Source organism: Candidatus Odyssella thessalonicensis L13 (assembly GCF_000190415.1).
In the GTDB taxonomy this organism is placed as follows: Bacteria; Pseudomonadota; Alphaproteobacteria; order Paracaedibacterales; family Paracaedibacteraceae; genus Paracaedibacter; species Paracaedibacter thessalonicensis.
Genome location: NZ_AEWF01000003.1, coordinates 221,424 through 239,348, shown reverse-complemented (window position 1 = coordinate 239,348; position 17,925 = coordinate 221,424). Strand labels below are relative to the sequence as shown.

Below are 17,925 nucleotides of genomic sequence, written 5' to 3'. Positions count from 1 at the left end.
TATCTAAAACTCCTGTTCTGATTGCTTTGATAAGATCTTATCAATAACCTCACTAATCGGGACTCCTTTATGGAGAATATCATTTACGGCTGCAGTCAAGGGCGCATAAATGTTCAGTTCTTGTGTCATATTAAACAAAGCAGCAGTGGTCCAGAACCCCTCTGTTAATTGATGACGACCGCTCAGAAGCGCATCAATTGATTCTCCCTGCCCTAGTTTATAACCAAAGGAATAATTTCGGGACTTTTGGCTGGTCGCGGTAAGAATAAGATCCCCCATGCCGGCTAATCCCATAAAAGTTTCCGGCAAGCCTCCCAAACTGATACCAATGCGTGACATCTCGGCCAACCCTCTTGATAACAATGCGGCACGACTATTGCAGCCCATTTTGAGGCCATCGACAATACCACTGGCTATAGCCATCACATTTTTACTGGCCCCTGCTGCTTGGACGCCAATGACATCCTCAGTAGCATAGCAACGCAAGGTAGAATGTCGCAGGCTCCGCGCCAAGAATTTCGCATGCTCAATATTGCTGCTTGCTATCATTACAGCTGTTGGTTTACCTTGGGCCAATTCATCGGCGAAAGAGGGACCGGAGAGGACCGCTAAGGGATTATTAAGCTGTCTTTGGACCACATTCGATAGTAAAGATTTCTGAATAAGATGCATTCCCTTGGCACATAAAACCATAGACGTGTCATCCTTTAAGAATGGCTTTAGTTGGGAAACTATACCATCTGTCTCTTGAGCGGGCGTCGCTAATAAGATGATATCAGCTTGCTGCAAACAGGCCAAATTCGAGACAACTTTTAGGGTTGATGATAAGAAAATTCCCGGTAAATAGTGTTGATTTTGTTGGCTAAGATTTAACTCTTCGGCAAGCTCTGGTCGTCGTGCATATAGGGTAACGCTTGCGCCTGCTTTCACACAACTTAGGGCAAGGGCGGTGCCGAATGCACCTGCTCCAATAACCACAATATTAACATTCTCAGCCATTTTTTAATTCCGTTAAAGGCCAGCGCGGTCGCGGCTGGAAATCTAAGGATGATACCCAACCTCGCTTTAATCTTTCTAACCCCGCCCAAGCAATCATCACAGCATTATCCGTACACAATTTCAAGGGTGGCGCCACAAAAATTTTTTGTTGTTCTTTACATACTTGAGTTAATGCTTGGCGTAAATATTGATTGGCTGCCACTCCGCCGGCCAGCACCACATGCTTAACGTTATCAGGTAAGTGCTTCAAAGCCTGTTGCAAGCGGTCGACAAGGCAATCTTTAACCGCTGCTTGGAAAGAGGCACATAGATCTGCCTTGTCTTGGATTGATTGGACCTCAGCGGTCAAAATTAAATTTCGCGCTGCTGTCTTCAAGCCTGCAAAAGAAAAATCACATCCCTCTCGCCCTATAAGAGGCCGAGGCAGTTTATAGCGTGCCTCATTACCCTGCTGGGCCAGTTTTTCAATCTCTGGTCCCCCTGGATAATCTAAATCAAGACATTTAGCGACCTTATCAAAAGCTTCCCCCGCAGCATCATCAATGGAGCTTCCCAAAATCTCATAGTCGCCAAGCTCTTTAACGAGAAGGATCTGACAATGGCCCCCGGACATTAACAGCAACAGAAAGGGAAAAGGAACATCATCGGTCAGACGCGCCGTTAAAGCATGGCCTTCTAAATGGTTAACCGCAATTAACGGCTTATCCAACGCGGCAGCCATAGCCTTTGCAGCCATTACTCCTACCATTACTCCCCCAATGAGGCCGGGCCCCGCTGTCACAGCAATAGCATCAATATCCGTTAAAGTCAGCTCCGCTTCCAATAAGGATCTTTCAATCACTTGGTGTAGGTAAGTTAGATGATTGCGTGCCGCTATCTCGGGCACCACCCCTCCATAGGGTTGATGCTCAGCAATCTGAGCATAAATAATATTTGATAAGATCTCTTTATCTGAAGAGACCACAGCGGCTGCGGTTTCATCACAACTTGATTCAATTCCTAAAACACGCATCGCTCTTTCGATCATTCTTTGTTATAATTGCTTAACTTAATATAATTGTGACTCGTCTAGAAAGCCATGAAAAATCTGCGCTCAGTTTTAGATAAGCTTACCACCCCGATTAGCCAACAGCAAGGGTTTGTAAAAGCATCAATACTGCTAGACTGGCATCTTATTGTTGGGGATCGCTTTGCTAATTTTTGCCAACCTGAAAAAATCTCTTTTCCGCCTCAGCGCCGTACGGGTGGGCGTCTTACTCTGAAAACGTCAAGTGCTTTTGCCCTAGAAATTTCCCACTTGGAGCCCATTATTATTGAGCGCATTAACCGTTACTTTGGGTATAAAGCTATCGACAAATTAATCATTCGCAATGGCAAAGTCACGCCTCCCTCAAGAAAGATCCAACCAACGCCCACCGTTAGCGCAGAACAATTATCCTATATTGAGTCTCTGCTGGAGGGCATTCACGATCCTGCTTTAAAAGCGACTCTTATGGAGCTGGGCAAAGGGGTTTATCATCAACATGCTCAGAAAAATTGAGAAGCCGTATCTACTAAAAAAACTTTTAGCTTATCGTTTAATGTTTCCTCTTCTGCTATGATGTTAACTGGTTCCCTCCGCGGTGCCAACGGGTAGCTCTTCACCTAAGCAGGGAATTGTATTTATTAACCTGGCACCGATACGAACCGGTTCAATACGAAGTGCCAAGCCAGTATGATCATCTGTTTGGACAAAGACACCACATACAGTTCCATCGCCTAAGGCAGGGATCATACGCTCAGTCGGCGTCTTGCGAGTAAATCTGTGCACAGGCACAACTTTATCCATGCCAATTACTGAATTATAATCACCGCACATACCTGCATCTGTTTGATAAGCTGTTCCTTTGGGCAAAATCTGAGCATCGGCAGTGGGAATATGAGAATGGGTACCAACCACACAGCTAACGCGCCCATCACAAAAATGTCCTAAAGCCATTTTCTCTGAGGTTGCTTCTGCATGGATGTCGATGAAAATCGCTTGCACCGCACTTCCTAAAGGGTAAGGTTTAAGAATGTGATCTACAACTTTAAAAGGATCATCTAGGCTTTCCATAAATAGACGCCCCATAACATTAATTACTAGCACCTTTCTGCCCCGCTGATCTTGATACAGGGCATGGCCGCGTCCTGGGGCGCCGTCAGGGTAGTTAGCGGGACGTAGCAAACGGGGCTCAGAGCCAATATAGGACATGACTTCGCGCTGATCCCAGATATGATTGCCTGTGGTCACGACATCTATCCCTGCTTTAAAGAAGTCTTGACAGATTGCTTTATTGATCCCAAAGCCATGGGCAGCATTTTCCCCATTGACGATAATGAAATCTAAGCTAAGCTCGGCTTTAAGGCGGGGCAGCTGTTGCAATAGGATATCCCTGCCAGACCGCCCCACCACATCACCGCAAAATAATATATTCATCTATTAAGACCTTTTTATTTTAAAAATAGTTGTATTTAAGAATGGAGAGGATTCAAAAAATGAGCAAGTTAAACATTCTTAAGCCCCTCACACCATTTATCTTGAGACCACCATAGTCATGCTTTAGAATAAAAATAGCGGTAGTGCAGGATTTTTTATTGTTTTATTAACTTCTTATCATATCTTTCTTGATTCATTCTGTGAATAGCATATAAAGTGATAAGGACAGTCTGATCATAAAAAACTTGACCTAGTGCCATTAAATTTGCAAAAGTAACCGATATTCGTTTGTTTTTTATTATATTCGACAAACTAACTTGCTGTCACTGAAGGAGTTTGATCGCGTTGTCAGAACTATCAAGAAAAATATTTGGCATTCCGCGTGCTTGGATTGTCGTATCAAGTGGGGCACTTTTCTATTGTTATCAGTTTATTTTACGGGTTGCCCCCAATGTTATGAAAGAAGACTGGTGCGAATTCTTCTCCCTGGATGCGAGTGATTTCGGCCAGCTGGTTTCACTCTATTCGTGGTCCTATGCGGCGGTACAGATTCCCCTGGGCGTCATGCTTGATCGTTTCGGAGCAGGGCGTATTATCGTTATTGCTTCCACCATTTGCGCCTTATCCTGTTTCTTATTTGCCTTTAGCAGCTCGATCTACGTCGCTGGTATTGGCATGTTTTTTATGGGCCTTGGATCGGCAGCTGGCTTTCTCGGCAGCATTAAATTAGGCACCACTTGGTTTCCCCCTTCTCAACTGGCCAAGGTTGTTGCTTTAACCTTATTATTCGGAACAATTGGGGCTAGTTTTGGTGGCACGCCTTTGTCCGCTGCTGCTGACCATTATGGGTGGCAATATGCGATAAAATTCTTGGGCGTTATCGGCCTTATTATTTCCCTAATCATCTTTATGGCTGTCGGGCGGCATGGAGAACCTCATACCTATGAGCCCGCTGATAGCTTATTGCATGGATTAATTAAGGTTATCCGTAAACCTCAAGCCTGGTTAATTGCTACTTACGGAATGCTTATGTATGCGCCGGTCACAATTATGGGAACAGCTTGGGGCGTGCCTTTTGTAAAATCGGTTTATAATATTCAAGAAACTGTTGCGGCCACCCTTACCACAGCCTTATTTATTGGAGCCGCTGTTGGAAGTCCAGTTTTTGCTTTATACTCAGATAAAATTAAACGGCGCCATCCGCCGATGATGGTCGGAATTATCCTCAGTTTAATTGTTAACGCGTTGGTGGTTTTTGTCCCCAATATTCCGTTGATTCCCATGTATATGCTGTTCTTTGCCATTGGCTTTTGCTATACAGCAAAATCTTTGTCATTTACATCCATCTGTGAGATTATGCCAAAATCTTGCAGCGGCGTGGCCGTTGGCTTCTTGAACACAATTACTATGGCAACAGGAGCCCTGTTCCATCCCCTGGTCGGTAACTTGTTGGATTATCATTGGAATGGCACAGTTATAAACGATGTCAACATTTATAGTGAATGGGATTATCGCTTTGCCCTTTCTATTGTTCCCATTTGCATGTTATTTGGCATCATTGTGGTTCGCTTTATTAAAGAGACCCATCACGCGCAAAAGCTGACGCCCGCCGAAGAATCAACGGCTCAGTTAGGGGCCCTTGACTGAGGCCACCTTTCTTTATTCTATTGCAGAGTATTTTAAGCAGCTTTCATAGAGCTAGTCTTAACTGAAGCAGTTTTAAGCATAACCATTAGTTTATCTTTTTAAACTTAGATGTAGGCTCTTAATCTTGCCAGCTCCCTTGGTCGACAAATCCTTGCGGGTCTTGCGTCTTCTGAATAAATTTCATCCTCGCAGGGATAGCACTAATAGCATCTAGTAAGGACTTATAACGATATTGGTAAGCTAGTAAAATATTCTTGAAAAGTAAAGGCCGTCAGGCGGCGCAGTTACGCCGCCACGAGTCCTATCTCGCGCTAAAAGGGCCTCTTGCAGGTCTTTCAGCGTCCAACGCCCCTCACCGATCATCTTTAAGGAGCCCATCATAATGCGGACTTGATTATGTAGAAAAGCTCGCGATTCGATGGTAGCTAAAATTTCTTCGCCCTGCTGTATCAGCTCGAAACGGTCTAAACGGCGGACAGGATTCGGGGCTTGGCAATTGATTGACCTAAAGGTGGTAAAGTCGTGTACCCCTACCAGTAAGGCTGCCCCCGCCATCATTTTCTCCACATCTAAAGGTTTATTTACATGCCAGGCAAGGCCTTGCTCAAAAGTTAGAGGCGCCCGCCGGTTAATAATGCGATAAATATACTGACGGCGCTTAGCAGAGAAACGAGCATGAAAACTTTCATCGACTTCTTCGACGGCGACAATTGCAATTCCTGACTCCTGCAAGAAGAAATTAAGGCCCTTGAGTACCCGATAAGGGGCGTCAGGGCGAGGCAAGTCCACATGGGCTACCTGCCCTTTAGCGTGGACGCCTGTATCGGTTCGGCCCGAGCCTTCCACGAGTAGATCGTAACCACTAAATTTCTTGACGGCTTGCTGTAACATTCCTTGCACTGTAGGCACCTGAGGTTGAAGTTGCCAACCACAAAAGGGACGCCCATCATATTCAATGATCAGTTTGTAACGCGGCATAAACGGGTCCCAGGTTTAAGCGCATAACCACGCAAGAAATCATCAGCTGACAGCCATTTACTGCCTGGTTTTTGGATGCTTGTAATTTTCAAGGCATCTTTGCCACAGGCAATTGTTAAACCTTCTAAAACTTCACCAGGATTACCTGCTAACGGCACCACTTCCGCCGTCGCTACCTTTAGCGTGGTTTCTTCATGAACAAAATATACACCCGGCCAAGGGTATAGCGCATTAACTTGGCGCTGAATCTCGTCAGCAGGCCGCTGCCAATCAATCTGGCTTTCAGCCTTGGTTAACTTATGAGCATAAGTTACCCCTTCTTCCGGCTGCACGACGGGTTGAATTGTTCCATTCATCAGCTGGGGGATAGCTTCAAGGACCAAGCGTGCTCCTAGAGCCGCTAATTGGTCATGCAACTCTGGTGTTGTGGTGAGGGGAGAGAGTGTGATCGCTTCACTAAGCAACATTACCCCTGTATCTAATCCCTCATCCATTTGCATAATGGTAATGCCGCTTTGGGTATCCCCCGCCATAATAGCGCGCTGTATCGGAGCCGCACCGCGCCAACGTGGCAATAACGACGCATGAATATTAATACATCCAAGCCGAGGCGCTTCTAAAATCTCTTTCGGAAGGATTAATCCATATGCCGCCACCACCGCTAAGTCCGCTGCGTGCGAGCGGAACTCAGCCTGAGCTTCAGCATTACGCAGACTCTTGGGCGTTAATACCGGGATTCCCACTTGTTCTGCATATTGGTGAACCGGCGACTTAGTAACCTGATGGCCTCGACCTGACGGGCGGGGCGGTTGAGAATAAACAGCAGCCACCGTGTATCCGGCCTCTACTAATGCTTGTAAAGCCACCACAGAAAAAGAGGGTGTGCCCATAAAAATTAATCTTGGTTTAATCATAGAGCGTGAAATTTCTTAAGTTTCTTTAATTTCTTGTGGATCATTTCTTGTTTCAGGCGCGATAAATAATCAATAAAAAGGACACCATTTAGATGATCGACTTCGTGCTGAATACAAGTTGCTAATAAGCCATCAGCTTCAATTTCTTGAGCTTGGTTATCGCGATCTAAATAGCGAACCTTGATGTGGGCTGGCCGGGTGATATCCGCCCTTGTTTCGGGAACCGATAAACAGCCTTCTTTCAAGGTTGATTTCTCCTCAGAGTGCCAAAGAATTTCCGGGTTAGCCATATAAAATACCTCGGGCGCTTCCTCAGTACCTGAGTTTAAATCGATGACGATCACACGCTTATCAGATCCAACTTGTGTAGCAGCTAGGCCAATCCCTTCATCATGGTACATAGTCTCGAGCATATCTTCCATCAATTGACGGATTTCATCAGTTACAGCCTCTATAGGTTTAGCTTTAACACGGAGCCGAGGATCAGGTTCTTTTAATATAGTCAGCAGCATAATTTTCATCCTTTTAGGTATAAAATAGGCTGAAACAGTCGATATTTCAACCATATCCCTTATATTGAGGCCTTTACTCAATCTTTTTTTGTCATGCCTCTCCTTTAACTAAGCTCGCTTTTCTGGTAATGTAAAAAAGTTGTAATCAAGATTTATCAATTTCTAACTTGAAGCTTTCCTTAAGCTTAGCCACGAAAAATTTACAATGATACAATTGAAAACAATGCTCTATTAGCCATAAGATCGTGATTGGTGCACATTTGCTGACGTTCTTTTACTTTGTCACCATGCTTATCCTTGATTTTTCTTGTATTACCTCCCATAAATGAAGAATAAGGAAGGGGAACATTAGTGGAATATGTCTTAGAGTTTTTGAAAGAGTGGGGATATTTAGCCGTTCTGTTGGGGTCAATGGTTGAAGGTGAGACCATCATTCTTGCAGCATGCGCCCTGGCCTATAATGAGGACTTATCCATTTCTAAAGTTGCCGGTATTGCGTTTTTAGGTACCCTAGTGGCTGACCAAGGTTTATACTATGTGGGTAGATTTTATGGTCATCAAATAATTCGTCGCTTTCCTAAGCTTAAAATCCCTTCAGAAAAAGCATTCCATCTCTTACATAAATGGGATATAGGGTATATCTTAAGTTTTCGATTTATCTTTGGGATCCGTATCATCAGCCCTATTGTGATTGGTACCGCTGGCGTTGCCCCTAAGCTATTTATTCCGCTTAACTTTTTGGCGGCTATCATCTGGACATCCTTAAGTTGCTCAGTGGGCTACTATATCATCGGTCCAATCTTCGCCGCCATCGACTTAGCTGTAATCAAGAAATATACTCACTTTATCTCTATAGGCTTGCTAGTCATAGTCATTTATATTGCCTATTCCAGCTGGAAAAAGCTTAATCATAACGAGCCAGAGCCCCCCCATTCCTAAGAGTCGCTTTTTTGGAGCACTGCCGCGAAAAAGCCATCTGTTTGGTGATCAGCTGGATTCAGTTCAAGGGCGCCATTATTTGCATAGTCATAGCTCAATGAATAAAACGCAAACTGGGGATGCTTTTTAAGAAACATCTCTATCTGTTCTCTATTCTCCGGGTTTAACAGTGAGCACGTCGCATAGACAAGGCGCCCCCCGGGTTTTACAAGCAGTGCCGCTTTATCAAGAATTTCTTGCTGTTTTTGCAGCAATTCTTGAAACCCCGTTGCATCCATGCGCCATCGCAATTCGGGGTTACGGCGCCAAGTCCCCGATCCGGAGCAGGGCGCATCGACTAGCACGCAATCAAATTTTCCGGCTTGACGTTTAACCCATTTACCTGCCTGCTCATCCAACACGCGTGTCTCAACATTATGGACGCCGGCGCGGCGTAACCGTTGAGGAGCATTTTTGAGGCGCCACGCTACAGTATCTGTCGCCAGAATCCGCCCTTTGTTTTGCATCATCGCTGCTAAGGCTAAGGTTTTGCCGCCGGCCCCTGCACAATAATCCCAGACCGCCATCCCAGGCTCAACCGCGCACACCATCGCTATTAATTGCGATCCTTCATCTTGGATTTCCAAGACGCCTTCTTGCAATAGCGGATGATGCTTTAAGGGTTGGCGTTCTTGGAGCCGAATTCCCCAGGGTGATAACAAAGTCGGCTCACAGCTATACCCTTCACGGCGCAACTTCGCTAGAGCTTTCTCGCGCCCGCTTTTCAGGATATTGACCCGGAGATCTAAGGGGGCTGTTACTTGTAAGCTTAACAATATCGCCCGATAATTATGGGGATTGTTGGCCTTCAAGAGGTTATATACCCAATCGGGGCAGGACAGTTGTGCTGCCTCTGATAAATCTTCACAATTAAATTCTTTGACCTGGCCTAACAGATCCTGTTCCGTGGGGGTCAAGCGCTTAGGAGCGTATTCTTCCCCTGAAAAAAGGTCTACCACTGAAAACTCAGGCTTAAATTTATGCAAATAAATAAGGATATGACGGCGTGCCTTTTGAATTGCATCATCACTTGGCGAGGCCCAGAAATGATGTAGAATGCCTTCAAGCAGCCAATAGGTGCGCATCACGCCATACACTAGTTCTGAAATCTCGCGCCGGTCGCCTGCCCCAATATAACGACGCTGACGCATATAACCATGCACAATAGCGTCTGCTGGCGCAGTGGAATGATAAATCTCAGCCATCAGTTCAATGGCTGCTTGAATACGGGCAGCGGGTTTCATTTAAGGAAATCCTTTAATATTAAAATTTTGTAATTGCAGCATAATGCGAAACCCAGTTTAGCTCAATGAATTTTAGGCGGAGTTGAGCGTCGACTAGGACGGTATGAATTTATGTGAAGACATTGGAATGGAGATGTTTCAATTATGCTTAGATATAAATAGGGTAACACCTACCCTTTAGATAATGGCTCCCTGTCTGCCGCCCACTTTTTAAGGTAGGAAGCTAAATCTCAAAAAGTCTTTAAGCTGCTATCCGCATCTTTGGGATAGTGCTAGCCTAGAATTCTATGGCCCTGTCATTTTCTTTGAGGAGGCTAATAGAGTCCCTTATAACGTAACATTTTACACTTTTATTGTGACCTGCTGGTAAGTCGGTTTCTTCTTGTAATAAAGTAACTTTATTGAAGAATGCCCTCTATCCCCAGCAGTAATTACTTCTAAAGGGCAGAGCGTCGCTTGCAAATCCCCTAAAGCAGCAGGTCGAGCAAAAGACCCAACTTCCTGGCTTTGGCACATAGCGAACAACAGATAGGTGGCACAAGCCAGTACGCAACTGGAAACACCTAAATTCCCATAAACAGATTTATTTTCTTGAATAATCATGGCAACCTTCCTTAGACTGAGCCTTAATTACAGAGTAACTTTGTCTCATTCGAGAAGCCCCAAAAAGGGGCTTCTTAGCTTCTATTAAAGCCATTGAATGAGGGGAATGGCTTTAATGCGCCTAAATTAACTGTAAAAATTTTGTTTTTCGATCGCATAAATATGCTTAAGAGGGATACATACGTAAACTTTACTTAAGTTAAAAAAGAAAAAAACGGCATGTATTTCCTTTTGAATTTAAGCGCATGCTCCGGTAAAGTTTTTTTGCAAGATATTTAATCTCAATACAATATGTAAATTATTAGACATGATAAATAATAAAGATGGGCCTGTAGACCATAAGTGTACAAAATATCTTGGCACAATAAATAATATCAAATTTAGTCAACGCGAAATAGATATTATTGCCTGCCTTTTAAACGGAAGAACTCCCAAGGGGATTGCTTCCCTTTTTTCAGTTTCACCCCGCACCATTGAAACTCATATCCGTAGCATTATGCTTAAGTCAGAATGCCATTCGCGCGAGGGACTGATAAACTTTATTGAGAAAACTCCCCAGGTTCCGAATTTAAGAAAGCATTATCTTCAGCTTCTAAAGGAAAATACATTTAAGCAATTTTTACAGCAGGCTGCCCGTTTTAATCCCCCAGAAACTTTTGCTCTCAAGCTTATCTTCCAGGATGATATTTCACAAAACCTATCTTTTGCCAAAACATTAGAAAAGCATTTAAGATTGGCAGGGCTAACTTTATCTCTCTTCCCTTACTCTCATGGTGAAAATAGCACGAGTACTGCGCCGAAAGAGGGCCTTTTTAAAAGCGGCTGCTTTTTAGTTATAAATAATGTAAAAAGTGGCCAGAGTGATATTTCTGAGAAACTTCAAAGCTTAGTTGAGAACATTTTACCTGATCACAGTGATGAAAGAGTGGAGGATGTCGTCTTTTTATTTCTAGAGCAAGGCGACAAAGAAGCGACTTTATCCTTTCTGGGGCAAGCTGAAGGCCTAAACTATCTAGATTTTAGTGAACCGGATCACTATCTTGATAACATTTTAGAAATCTTAAGAAGGGCAATAAAGCATCCTAAATTAGAACACTTAATAAGTGACTTTAAGCAACAATATACCTCTAACCAGCTGGATAATGAGGAGCTTTCCTTACCCAGCTTAGCTGTTGAAGAAAAAGTATCGCTATTAGAAAACAGCTTAGCAATTAATCGTTCCCTAAGTCTCTATAAGGTAGTGTTAGGAGGTGGCATATTTATTGCTCTCATTTTAGGAATGATCTGGCTAGAAAAGAAAGGAATGCAGACCATATTCCTCTCAACGCGTCAGTCTATTAGATCAGATTTATTTGTTCCCACCGATACGACTCTGCTTTCACGGCCAGAGCTTCTAGCTAAGATAGATCAATGCCTTAGACGAAAACAGTCGATCCGCGTCGTGGCGCTGGTGGGTATTGGCGGCTCAGGAAAAACGACTCTTGCGCGTCAATATGTTCGCAATTATCCGGCTTCAGTCGCCTGGGAGATTAATGCCGAAACTAAAGAAAATCTAGTTAATTCCTTTGAAAGCTTAGCGCATGCACTGTCCAAGTCGGATATAGAGAAAAAAGATTTAGCAGAGATCCAATCAATTAAAAACCGTGGGGAAAGAGAGCAACGACTATTGACGTTTGTCAAAGAAAAGTTAAGAGCTAAGGCTAATTGGATTCTAATCTATAATGATGCCAGTAATTTTAGCCAAATTCAGAATTATATTCCCCATGACCAGAACGTGTGGGGTGAAGGTAAAGTGATTATTACTACCCGCGATAGTAATATTAGTAATAATGGTTATATAGATAACACTGTTCAAGTCGGTGAACTAACGTCCAGCGAGAAATTAACTCTCTTTACGCAGATTACTCAAAAAGGATCTTTAAATAAGTTTCCGTCTAAACACAAACAAGAAGCCGAAAGCTTTTTAAGCCACTTACCATCTTTTCCCTTAGATATCTCAATTGCGGCATACTATCTAAAAATCTCACATGTCTCTTACAAGCAGTACCTGGATTATTTAAAAAATTATGATGATGACTTCGCTCTTATCCAGGAGAATATTCTCAAAGGGGCCAACAGCTATTCGCGCACCCGCTACAGCGTTATCGCAGTATCTTTAAAGAATATCCTTGCGACTGATAAAGACTTTGAAGAGCTTTTGTTATTTATCTCCCTTTTAAATGCTCAAGATATTCCACGCACCTTATTGGATGCTCATAAAGGCGAGGTTATTGTTGACAATTTTATCTATCACTTGAAAAAGTACTCTCTTTTAACCAACAGTCATTCTGGCGTTCTCTATTCCTTCCCGACCCTTTCCACTCATAAAAGCACTCAAGAAATCAGCTTAATGTACCTTATTAAAACGCTACATTTAGAACAAAAAAACTCTCATATCGAGGCGGTCGCAACCTCTCTTGAAAGATACCTGGAAACAATAACCTCGGAGGAAGATTTTTCAAAGATGAAACTTCTAGCCAGTCATTGTGAAGCCTTTTTGAGTCACCCCATCTTTATAAACCCGGCACAAAGAGCAGTTCTGCAGGGTAAGCTAGGAATTATTTATTTTCACTTAGGCGATTATATTAAATCTCATAAGATTTTAGAGGATAGTCGCCATAACTTAGCCGTCCATGCTTCTGACAATGATCCTCGGCTGCCCTCTATACTGACTCATCTGGGGATGGTTTATAGAAAATTTGGAAATTATGAAAAGGCTAAAAATTTGCTTGAAACAAGCATCCAACTTTATCATAAACATCTTCCTGACAATCACATCCAACTTGCTCAATCTTTAAGATATCTAGGAATGGTGCATAAAAGCTTAGGCAATTATGAGAAAGCTAAAGAACTGTTTGAACAAAGCCTTGTCCTTCATAAAACTCATTCTTCTGAGAACCATCGAGGGTTTGCTTGGTCCCTAGGCTCCTTAGGGGTAGTTTACCGAAAACTTGGTCAGTACGAGAAAGCAAGGGATTTGTTAGAGCAAAGTCTCGCTGTCTATCAGAAGAATTTCCCCAAGAACCATGGCGGTCAAGCTTGGACTTTGGCCCATTTAGGTCGAGTCTATATATGTTTGGGCGATTATGAAAAGGCCAAGACCTTATTTGAGCAAAGCTTGAAGATTTATAGGGCTCATCTATCTGAGAACAATGTGCGGATTTCCTGGGTCTTAGCCCCTTTGGGAATTGTTCACAGAGAACTGGGAAATTATGACAAAGCAAAAGAACTCCTTGAACAAAGTTTAGCAATTTATGGTAATCATCTCTCTGAAGACAATATCGCTCTCGCCTGGGCAACTGCACATTTGGGAGTGGTTTATAAAAGCTTAGGAGATTATGAGAAAGCTAAACTTCTACTTAAACGTAGCCTTAAGAACTATGAAAAGCATTATGGTAAAGATCATGTCGAAAATGCTCGTATTTTAATGGAACTCGGAAAAGTGTATTCCTTGGAAGGCGACATAGAGAAGGCGTTAGAGCTGGTTAACAAATCATTGAAATTATTTGCTCACAGCAACCATCCTGAAACTTATATAGCCTTGGAATGCTTGGCAGATCTATGCATAAAAAAACTAGCCCAAGCTCACGTTAAAAGTGATCCAAGACAAACAGCGGATTTAAAAGCAAAAGCCAATGACTGTCTTGACCAAGCAATCAAAATTGTAGAAGCTCATTTTCCTCCTAATTCATCCCATATCAAACGTATCCGATCTAAAATAGTTAAGAGTGAATAGCTTGCAGGAGCCGACCAAACAGGCGATACCGGTCTAAGAGCAGAAAAATGACTATCTGTTATAAATATTAAATTTTCTGCAGAGAGTCAGTTTATCTTTTTTAAACGCTGAATAGAAGTCTCAGCAATCTCTTGATAAAGCTTTAAAGCCATAACCTCATCTTTAGATACCAAGCCCCCTTCTTCATAATGGGAGGCCAATTCAATCTTAGCTCTTAAATAGCCATTCTGAGCGGCTTTTTTTAGCCATTTTAATGACTCTTGAGGTTTTTGATTGCGATGAAATAAATAACGGCTAACTTGATATTGAGAGGCGGCCACTCCACTTTCAGCCTCCATTAAGTACTGACTAAATGCCTTTGTGGTGCCAACTTCGTCTTCAAACTTAGCGAACTTATATCCTGCAATACCTCCTACACCAAGAAAAAGTGTAGCCTTTATAAGGCCTAATAAAATTTTCATGAGTCCTTTAATCATCCTTCAGATCTCCACAGCTTTATGGGGCTTAATTTAACTTTAACTCATCTTGCCCAGCGACTTAATCTTTCTCTATCAGCTCTAGTATATTTCAAGATATCTCCTTTCTAAGGTAAATCTTAGCCATAGCTCCCTCATTATGATATCCCAGGCGCTTATAAAAGTCATGGGTTCCCTCTGGGGCGCGCCTAACGCCTGACGTCAAATCAATAATTGCTGGTTCCCCTTGAAGTGCCAAAGACTCTAGATATTGCATAAGTTTCTGACCGATGCCTTGCTTGCGGTAATGGGTATCGACCACTAAAGCTTCTATATGGTAGCGTACCTTATCTTTGAGTAATAGATGAGACTTTGACCAGGCAATAAGGCCAACAATGCTTCCCTTCTCGTGGCACGCTATAGCAATTCCCTGTCCTCTTTGAGCCAAAAAGGTGGTTAAGCGCCGCTTGAGGTCCTGCTCCGTTACAGGATATCCGAGTTGGTTTAATAAGGGTAAGAGTTCATAGATGTTATCATTATCCCAAGGGCGTACTATAATTATAGCTGATCTCCAATATTAATAAAGGTTTTAATTATACCCAGTAACTCTGCGGCCGTATGGGCTATATAAGAGGTTTCAACATAAATCTGCTCATGATACCAGGGGAATCGGGTATGTCCGCCTCCCAAGAAAGCTATAGCCGGCATACCGGCAGCCTGAGCAGCTTTTAAACCCACGACACTGTCTTCAATAACTAAGCAATCAGAGGGAGGATATCCCATCTCTGCTGCCGCCAATAAAAATAAATCTGGCGCTGGCTTACCATTAGACACTTGCTCAGCTGTAAAAATGTGATTACTTTGGAAAAAGTGGCTCTGTTTTGTAAGGTCCAGCGATTTAAGCACCCGTGTTTTTGGACTGCTACTTGCTATACATTTTGCTGTTTGTTTAATCAGATCCTCATTCAACACCGAAGTCAACAAAGGGAACAATTCTTGTTCAAATGCTGTCATAATAATGGCTTGGATCTTCATCAGCACCTCATCGGGCACAAGAATTTCCGCCTGCTCCCAAATATGCTGCTGAATAGATTGAAAAGATTTTCCCGTAAAATTTTGAATATTATCTTCTGTTGTTACTGGATATCCATACTCGGTTAAAATTTTTGCTTCAATTCGGCTAGCAATCTCTTCGCTATCCACTAGAACACCATCACAATCAAAAATGATAAGGGAGACCATGACCATTTATCCTATCGATTATTAAATTTTTGAATCCTCCTTTACTAGTGAGGGTATCATAGCTGAGATCATATCAATAAAAAAGCTGAGACTGATCAATTTGCGGCCAGCTAACGCCGTTTTCACATTTTTTGAAAAACGATAAGAGCCTCTCTCTCTTTATCAAAATAAGATCTATCTGATTGTAAGGTAATAAAATTGTTAACTCCTTTACAAAAATTCCTGTAAGTTATTGAAATAAGATCTGTATCATAGTTCTCAGATCTAAATTAAGGATATAATGATTAATGGTGCCCCGCACCCGTAAGAATAATAAAGGTTCCTGAGCATGAATTCTTCTCGTTTTATGGCAAGCAGCATAATTAAGCGAGTTTACGCCGGTTTAAGCCGCATTTTTGGTATAAATGGTAGCATTACAATTAAAAAGGAAGTGCCTATCCAATGAGAACCGTTTTAAAGAAATTCCTTTTTGGGTTGTCAGTATGTTGGGCCACGTTAGCCTTTACTAAAGATCAATTAGTTTTACCCAAGCCAACTGGACACTATGCTGTTGGAACACGAGCCATTGAGTTAATGGATTGTTCTCGCACTTTATTGAGAAGCAAGAATAAGAAACGCTTAATGGTACAGGCGTTTTATCCTGTCCTTGCCCCAGCCCCAGGCAAGGGCCCCTACCCTTATATGCCTGCGACCCTTGAAGAGGGGGTTGTTGAAAACATTCAAGTTTTAGCTTGGGCTCAACCCGAGGCGCCCGCCTTGAGCTCCGCTAAATTTCCCATCATTATCTTTACCCCTGGTCGAGGGGCACAACGTCAACAATACACCATATTGCTTGAAGAATTAGCTTCACATGGCTATGTCGTCCTTGCTATTGATCAGCCTTACGTTGCTAACTTTGTAAAATTTCCTAACGGCGATAAAGTTGTACTTTCTTTAAAAGATGCGTGGTATGTCCTACATGATCGCGATTACCGATATGCCTATGACGATAAAGTCATTGAAGGGGCACTGGGAGATATCGACTATCTTATTAACCATTTAGACAAGTTAGAAGATGTCGGTCAGGCCTGTGATCACACCAATATTATTCTGATGGGCCATAGTCTCGGGGCCAATATTGCTCATATTGCTGGCTTCAAAGATGATCGAATAAATGCAGTCATTGATATTGATTCAAAGATTACCGAGCGAGAGGTTTTTGGTCATATTGGCGTTCCCCCCAATCCAGAGGCTAAGCCTGTTTTATTTATTCGAGGTGCTTTGCAATACCAAGAAGAGGTCGGCGACCAGCTGACAAAGGTTCAAAATGCGACGATCTGGTCACCGGCGGTTGAACATAGTGCTTTTTGCGATAATGCTTACTTTGCTAATAAGCTTCACAAATTTGGCACGAACGGAACAGCCAGTACAATACTTAGTTGGCTATTTAAAGAGGGCCCCTTCTGGCGCAGCATTGATACTCATTTAGGTGATAAAGATGCTGATGCTTGGTTTCATGAATATCGGGCCTACATCATCGACTGGCTCCTTAAGGCGAGACAACACATTATCACGAAGAAGATGCAGCAGATTCCTGTTGGTGATCAGTCCCATACAGAAGTCTATAACTTTATCAAAGATTTCCTTTTAAAACAGAAAAAGTGGTCCGCATCAGAGATTCAAAATCTGATCGACACTGAGCGGCGGCAAATAGCCAGCAGCGAGCCTTTTAAATCTTATACTGACACCACTTCTGAAGGGGAGATGAGTGGGCTTCTGAGAATTCTATGCCGATCAAATAAGTCGTGTCGCTGCTTAACACTCTATCAACGTGACGGCGTAGAAGTCGCCCATGGTGATGCTTCAGTGGCAAATGCGTCACCGTTTTTGCTGCAATTAAAACATACTCTGGACGAATGGATAAAGGATGAAATTAATCTTGGGACGCTTGGCTTAACGCCGACCACAAGACTAGGACGTACCGCCCGCATTGATACAAGTGGCAATGAACTCCAAGAAGTAATCCAGGCCATTTACTATAATAAGGAACGGGATTATGCTTATTTGGCAACCAAAGTAACAACAACACAAGATCAGATTATTGGTTATGTAAGATATATTTTCCAATAAGCAAAGCATTA

16 protein-coding genes are annotated in these 17,925 nt (G+C 42.8%); 5 read left to right on the top strand and 11 right to left on the bottom strand.

The window, feature by feature from the left end; genetic code table 11:
- Window positions 1-3: 3 nt before the first annotated feature.
- Window positions 4-999, bottom strand: coding sequence for an NAD(P)H-dependent glycerol-3-phosphate dehydrogenase (locus tag HMO_RS0106550; protein WP_010300230.1), 996 nt, complete (start codon window positions 997-999; stop codon window positions 4-6).
- A complete protein-coding gene (gene tsaD, locus HMO_RS0106545; protein ID WP_010300227.1) occupies window positions 992-2,011 on the bottom strand; it encodes a tRNA (adenosine(37)-N6)-threonylcarbamoyltransferase complex transferase subunit TsaD in 1,020 nt (339 codons plus the stop codon). Before tsaD ends, HMO_RS0106550 begins: the two co-directional genes overlap by 8 nt.
- A gap of 66 nt (window positions 2,012-2,077) precedes the next feature.
- Between tsaD and HMO_RS14095 the strand changes: the two genes are divergently transcribed.
- Window positions 2,078-2,539, top strand: coding sequence for a DUF721 domain-containing protein (locus HMO_RS14095; RefSeq protein ID WP_010300225.1), 462 nt, complete (start codon window positions 2,078-2,080; stop codon window positions 2,537-2,539).
- 63 nt (window positions 2,540-2,602) lie between these two features.
- Here the strand turns inward: HMO_RS14095 and HMO_RS0106535 are convergent, their stop codons facing one another.
- A complete protein-coding gene (locus HMO_RS0106535; RefSeq protein ID WP_010300223.1) occupies window positions 2,603-3,457 on the bottom strand; it encodes a TIGR00282 family metallophosphoesterase in 855 nt (284 codons plus the stop codon).
- Window positions 3,458-3,802: 345 nt separating this feature from the next.
- Here HMO_RS0106535 and HMO_RS0106530 point away from each other — a divergent pair, with 345 nt between their 5' ends.
- On the top strand, window positions 3,803-5,104 hold the full coding sequence (locus tag HMO_RS0106530) for an MFS transporter (RefSeq protein ID WP_010300221.1): 1,302 nt from the start codon (window positions 3,803-3,805) through the stop codon (window positions 5,102-5,104).
- 240 nt (window positions 5,105-5,344) lie between these two features.
- Here HMO_RS0106530 and truA read toward each other — a convergent pair whose 3' ends face one another.
- The 3 genes from truA to def are packed head-to-tail and all read right to left on the bottom strand — an operon-like array spanning window position 5,345 to window position 7,508.
- A complete protein-coding gene (truA, locus tag HMO_RS0106525) occupies window positions 5,345-6,082 on the bottom strand; it encodes a tRNA pseudouridine(38-40) synthase TruA (RefSeq protein ID WP_010300217.1) in 738 nt (245 codons plus the stop codon).
- Complete coding sequence (gene fmt / locus HMO_RS0106520) at window positions 6,064-6,996, bottom strand: methionyl-tRNA formyltransferase (RefSeq protein ID WP_010300215.1); 933 nt, start codon at window positions 6,994-6,996, stop codon at window positions 6,064-6,066. Before fmt ends, truA begins: the two co-directional genes overlap by 19 nt.
- Window positions 6,993-7,508, bottom strand: a complete 516-nt coding sequence (gene def / locus HMO_RS0106515) for a peptide deformylase (RefSeq protein ID WP_010300212.1) — start codon at window positions 7,506-7,508, stop codon at window positions 6,993-6,995. The genes fmt and def overlap by 4 nt, the downstream gene beginning before the upstream one ends.
- Window positions 7,509-7,859: 351 nt before the next feature.
- Between def and HMO_RS0106510 the strand changes: the two genes are divergently transcribed.
- Entirely contained in the window at window positions 7,860-8,447 is a 588-nt protein-coding gene (locus HMO_RS0106510) for a DedA family protein (RefSeq protein WP_010300207.1), read from the top strand.
- Here the strand turns inward: HMO_RS0106510 and HMO_RS0106505 are convergent.
- Window positions 8,444-9,730 (bottom strand): RsmB/NOP family class I SAM-dependent RNA methyltransferase, encoded by a 1,287-nt coding sequence (locus tag HMO_RS0106505; RefSeq protein WP_010300205.1) that lies wholly within the window; start codon window positions 9,728-9,730, stop codon window positions 8,444-8,446. The genes HMO_RS0106510 and HMO_RS0106505 overlap by 4 nt on opposite strands.
- 342 nt (window positions 9,731-10,072) lie before the next feature.
- The gene (locus HMO_RS0106500; RefSeq protein WP_010300203.1) at window positions 10,073-10,333 is read right to left on the bottom strand and encodes a hypothetical protein; all 261 of its coding nucleotides are present in this window, start codon (window positions 10,331-10,333) and stop codon (window positions 10,073-10,075) included.
- Between the two features lie 307 nt (window positions 10,334-10,640).
- Here HMO_RS0106500 and HMO_RS0106495 point away from each other — a divergent pair, with 307 nt between their 5' ends.
- Window positions 10,641-14,108, top strand: coding sequence for a tetratricopeptide repeat protein (locus tag HMO_RS0106495; protein WP_010300199.1), 3,468 nt, complete (start codon window positions 10,641-10,643; stop codon window positions 14,106-14,108).
- 86 nt (window positions 14,109-14,194) lie between these two features.
- Here the strand turns inward: HMO_RS0106495 and HMO_RS0106490 are convergent, their stop codons facing one another.
- The 3 genes from HMO_RS0106490 to HMO_RS14090 form a co-directional block, all read right to left on the bottom strand.
- Window positions 14,195-14,569, bottom strand: coding sequence for an SEL1-like repeat protein (locus tag HMO_RS0106490; RefSeq protein WP_175282099.1), 375 nt, complete (start codon window positions 14,567-14,569; stop codon window positions 14,195-14,197).
- A 106-nt stretch (window positions 14,570-14,675) separates the two neighbouring features.
- Window positions 14,676-15,125 carry a GNAT family N-acetyltransferase gene (locus HMO_RS0106485; protein WP_029448553.1) on the bottom strand — a complete coding sequence of 150 codons (450 nt, stop codon included), beginning with the start codon at window positions 15,123-15,125 and terminating at the stop codon, window positions 14,676-14,678.
- Window positions 15,122-15,805, bottom strand: coding sequence for an HAD family hydrolase (locus HMO_RS14090; protein WP_010300187.1), 684 nt, complete (start codon window positions 15,803-15,805; stop codon window positions 15,122-15,124). The genes HMO_RS0106485 and HMO_RS14090 overlap by 4 nt, the downstream gene beginning before the upstream one ends.
- Before the next feature lie 441 nt (window positions 15,806-16,246).
- On the opposite strand from HMO_RS14090, the gene HMO_RS0106470 reads away from it, so the two are divergent.
- Entirely contained in the window at window positions 16,247-17,914 is a 1,668-nt protein-coding gene (locus HMO_RS0106470; protein WP_010300180.1) for an alpha/beta hydrolase, read from the top strand.
- Window positions 17,915-17,925: the final 11 nt, after the last annotated feature.

What these genes read in the sequence shown, in the direction of transcription:
- HMO_RS0106550 (WP_010300230.1), bottom strand. Translation starts at nt 999, where the DNA reads ATGGCTGAGAATGTTAATATTGTGGTTATTGGAGCAGGTGCATTCGGC.
- tsaD (WP_010300227.1), bottom strand. Translation starts at nt 2,011, where the DNA reads ATGCGTGTTTTAGGAATTGAATCAAGTTGTGATGAAACCGCAGCCGCT.
- HMO_RS14095 (WP_010300225.1), top strand. Translation starts at nt 2,078, where the DNA reads ATGAAAAATCTGCGCTCAGTTTTAGATAAGCTTACCACCCCGATTAGC.
- HMO_RS0106535 (WP_010300223.1), bottom strand. Translation starts at nt 3,457, where the DNA reads ATGAATATATTATTTTGCGGTGATGTGGTGGGGCGGTCTGGCAGGGAT.
- truA (WP_010300217.1), bottom strand. Translation starts at nt 6,082, where the DNA reads ATGCCGCGTTACAAACTGATCATTGAATATGATGGGCGTCCCTTTTGT.
- fmt (WP_010300215.1), bottom strand. Translation starts at nt 6,996, where the DNA reads ATGATTAAACCAAGATTAATTTTTATGGGCACACCCTCTTTTTCTGTG.
- def (WP_010300212.1), bottom strand. Translation starts at nt 7,508, where the DNA reads ATGCTGCTGACTATATTAAAAGAACCTGATCCTCGGCTCCGTGTTAAA.
- HMO_RS0106505 (WP_010300205.1), bottom strand. Translation starts at nt 9,730, where the DNA reads ATGAAACCCGCTGCCCGTATTCAAGCAGCCATTGAACTGATGGCTGAG.
- HMO_RS0106500 (WP_010300203.1), bottom strand. Translation starts at nt 10,333, where the DNA reads ATGATTATTCAAGAAAATAAATCTGTTTATGGGAATTTAGGTGTTTCC.
- HMO_RS0106495 (WP_010300199.1), top strand. Translation starts at nt 10,641, where the DNA reads ATGATAAATAATAAAGATGGGCCTGTAGACCATAAGTGTACAAAATAT.
- HMO_RS0106490 (WP_175282099.1), bottom strand. Translation starts at nt 14,569, where the DNA reads ATGAAAATTTTATTAGGCCTTATAAAGGCTACACTTTTTCTTGGTGTA.
- HMO_RS14090 (WP_010300187.1), bottom strand. Translation starts at nt 15,805, where the DNA reads ATGGTCTCCCTTATCATTTTTGATTGTGATGGTGTTCTAGTGGATAGC.
- HMO_RS0106470 (WP_010300180.1), top strand. Translation starts at nt 16,247, where the DNA reads ATGAGAACCGTTTTAAAGAAATTCCTTTTTGGGTTGTCAGTATGTTGG.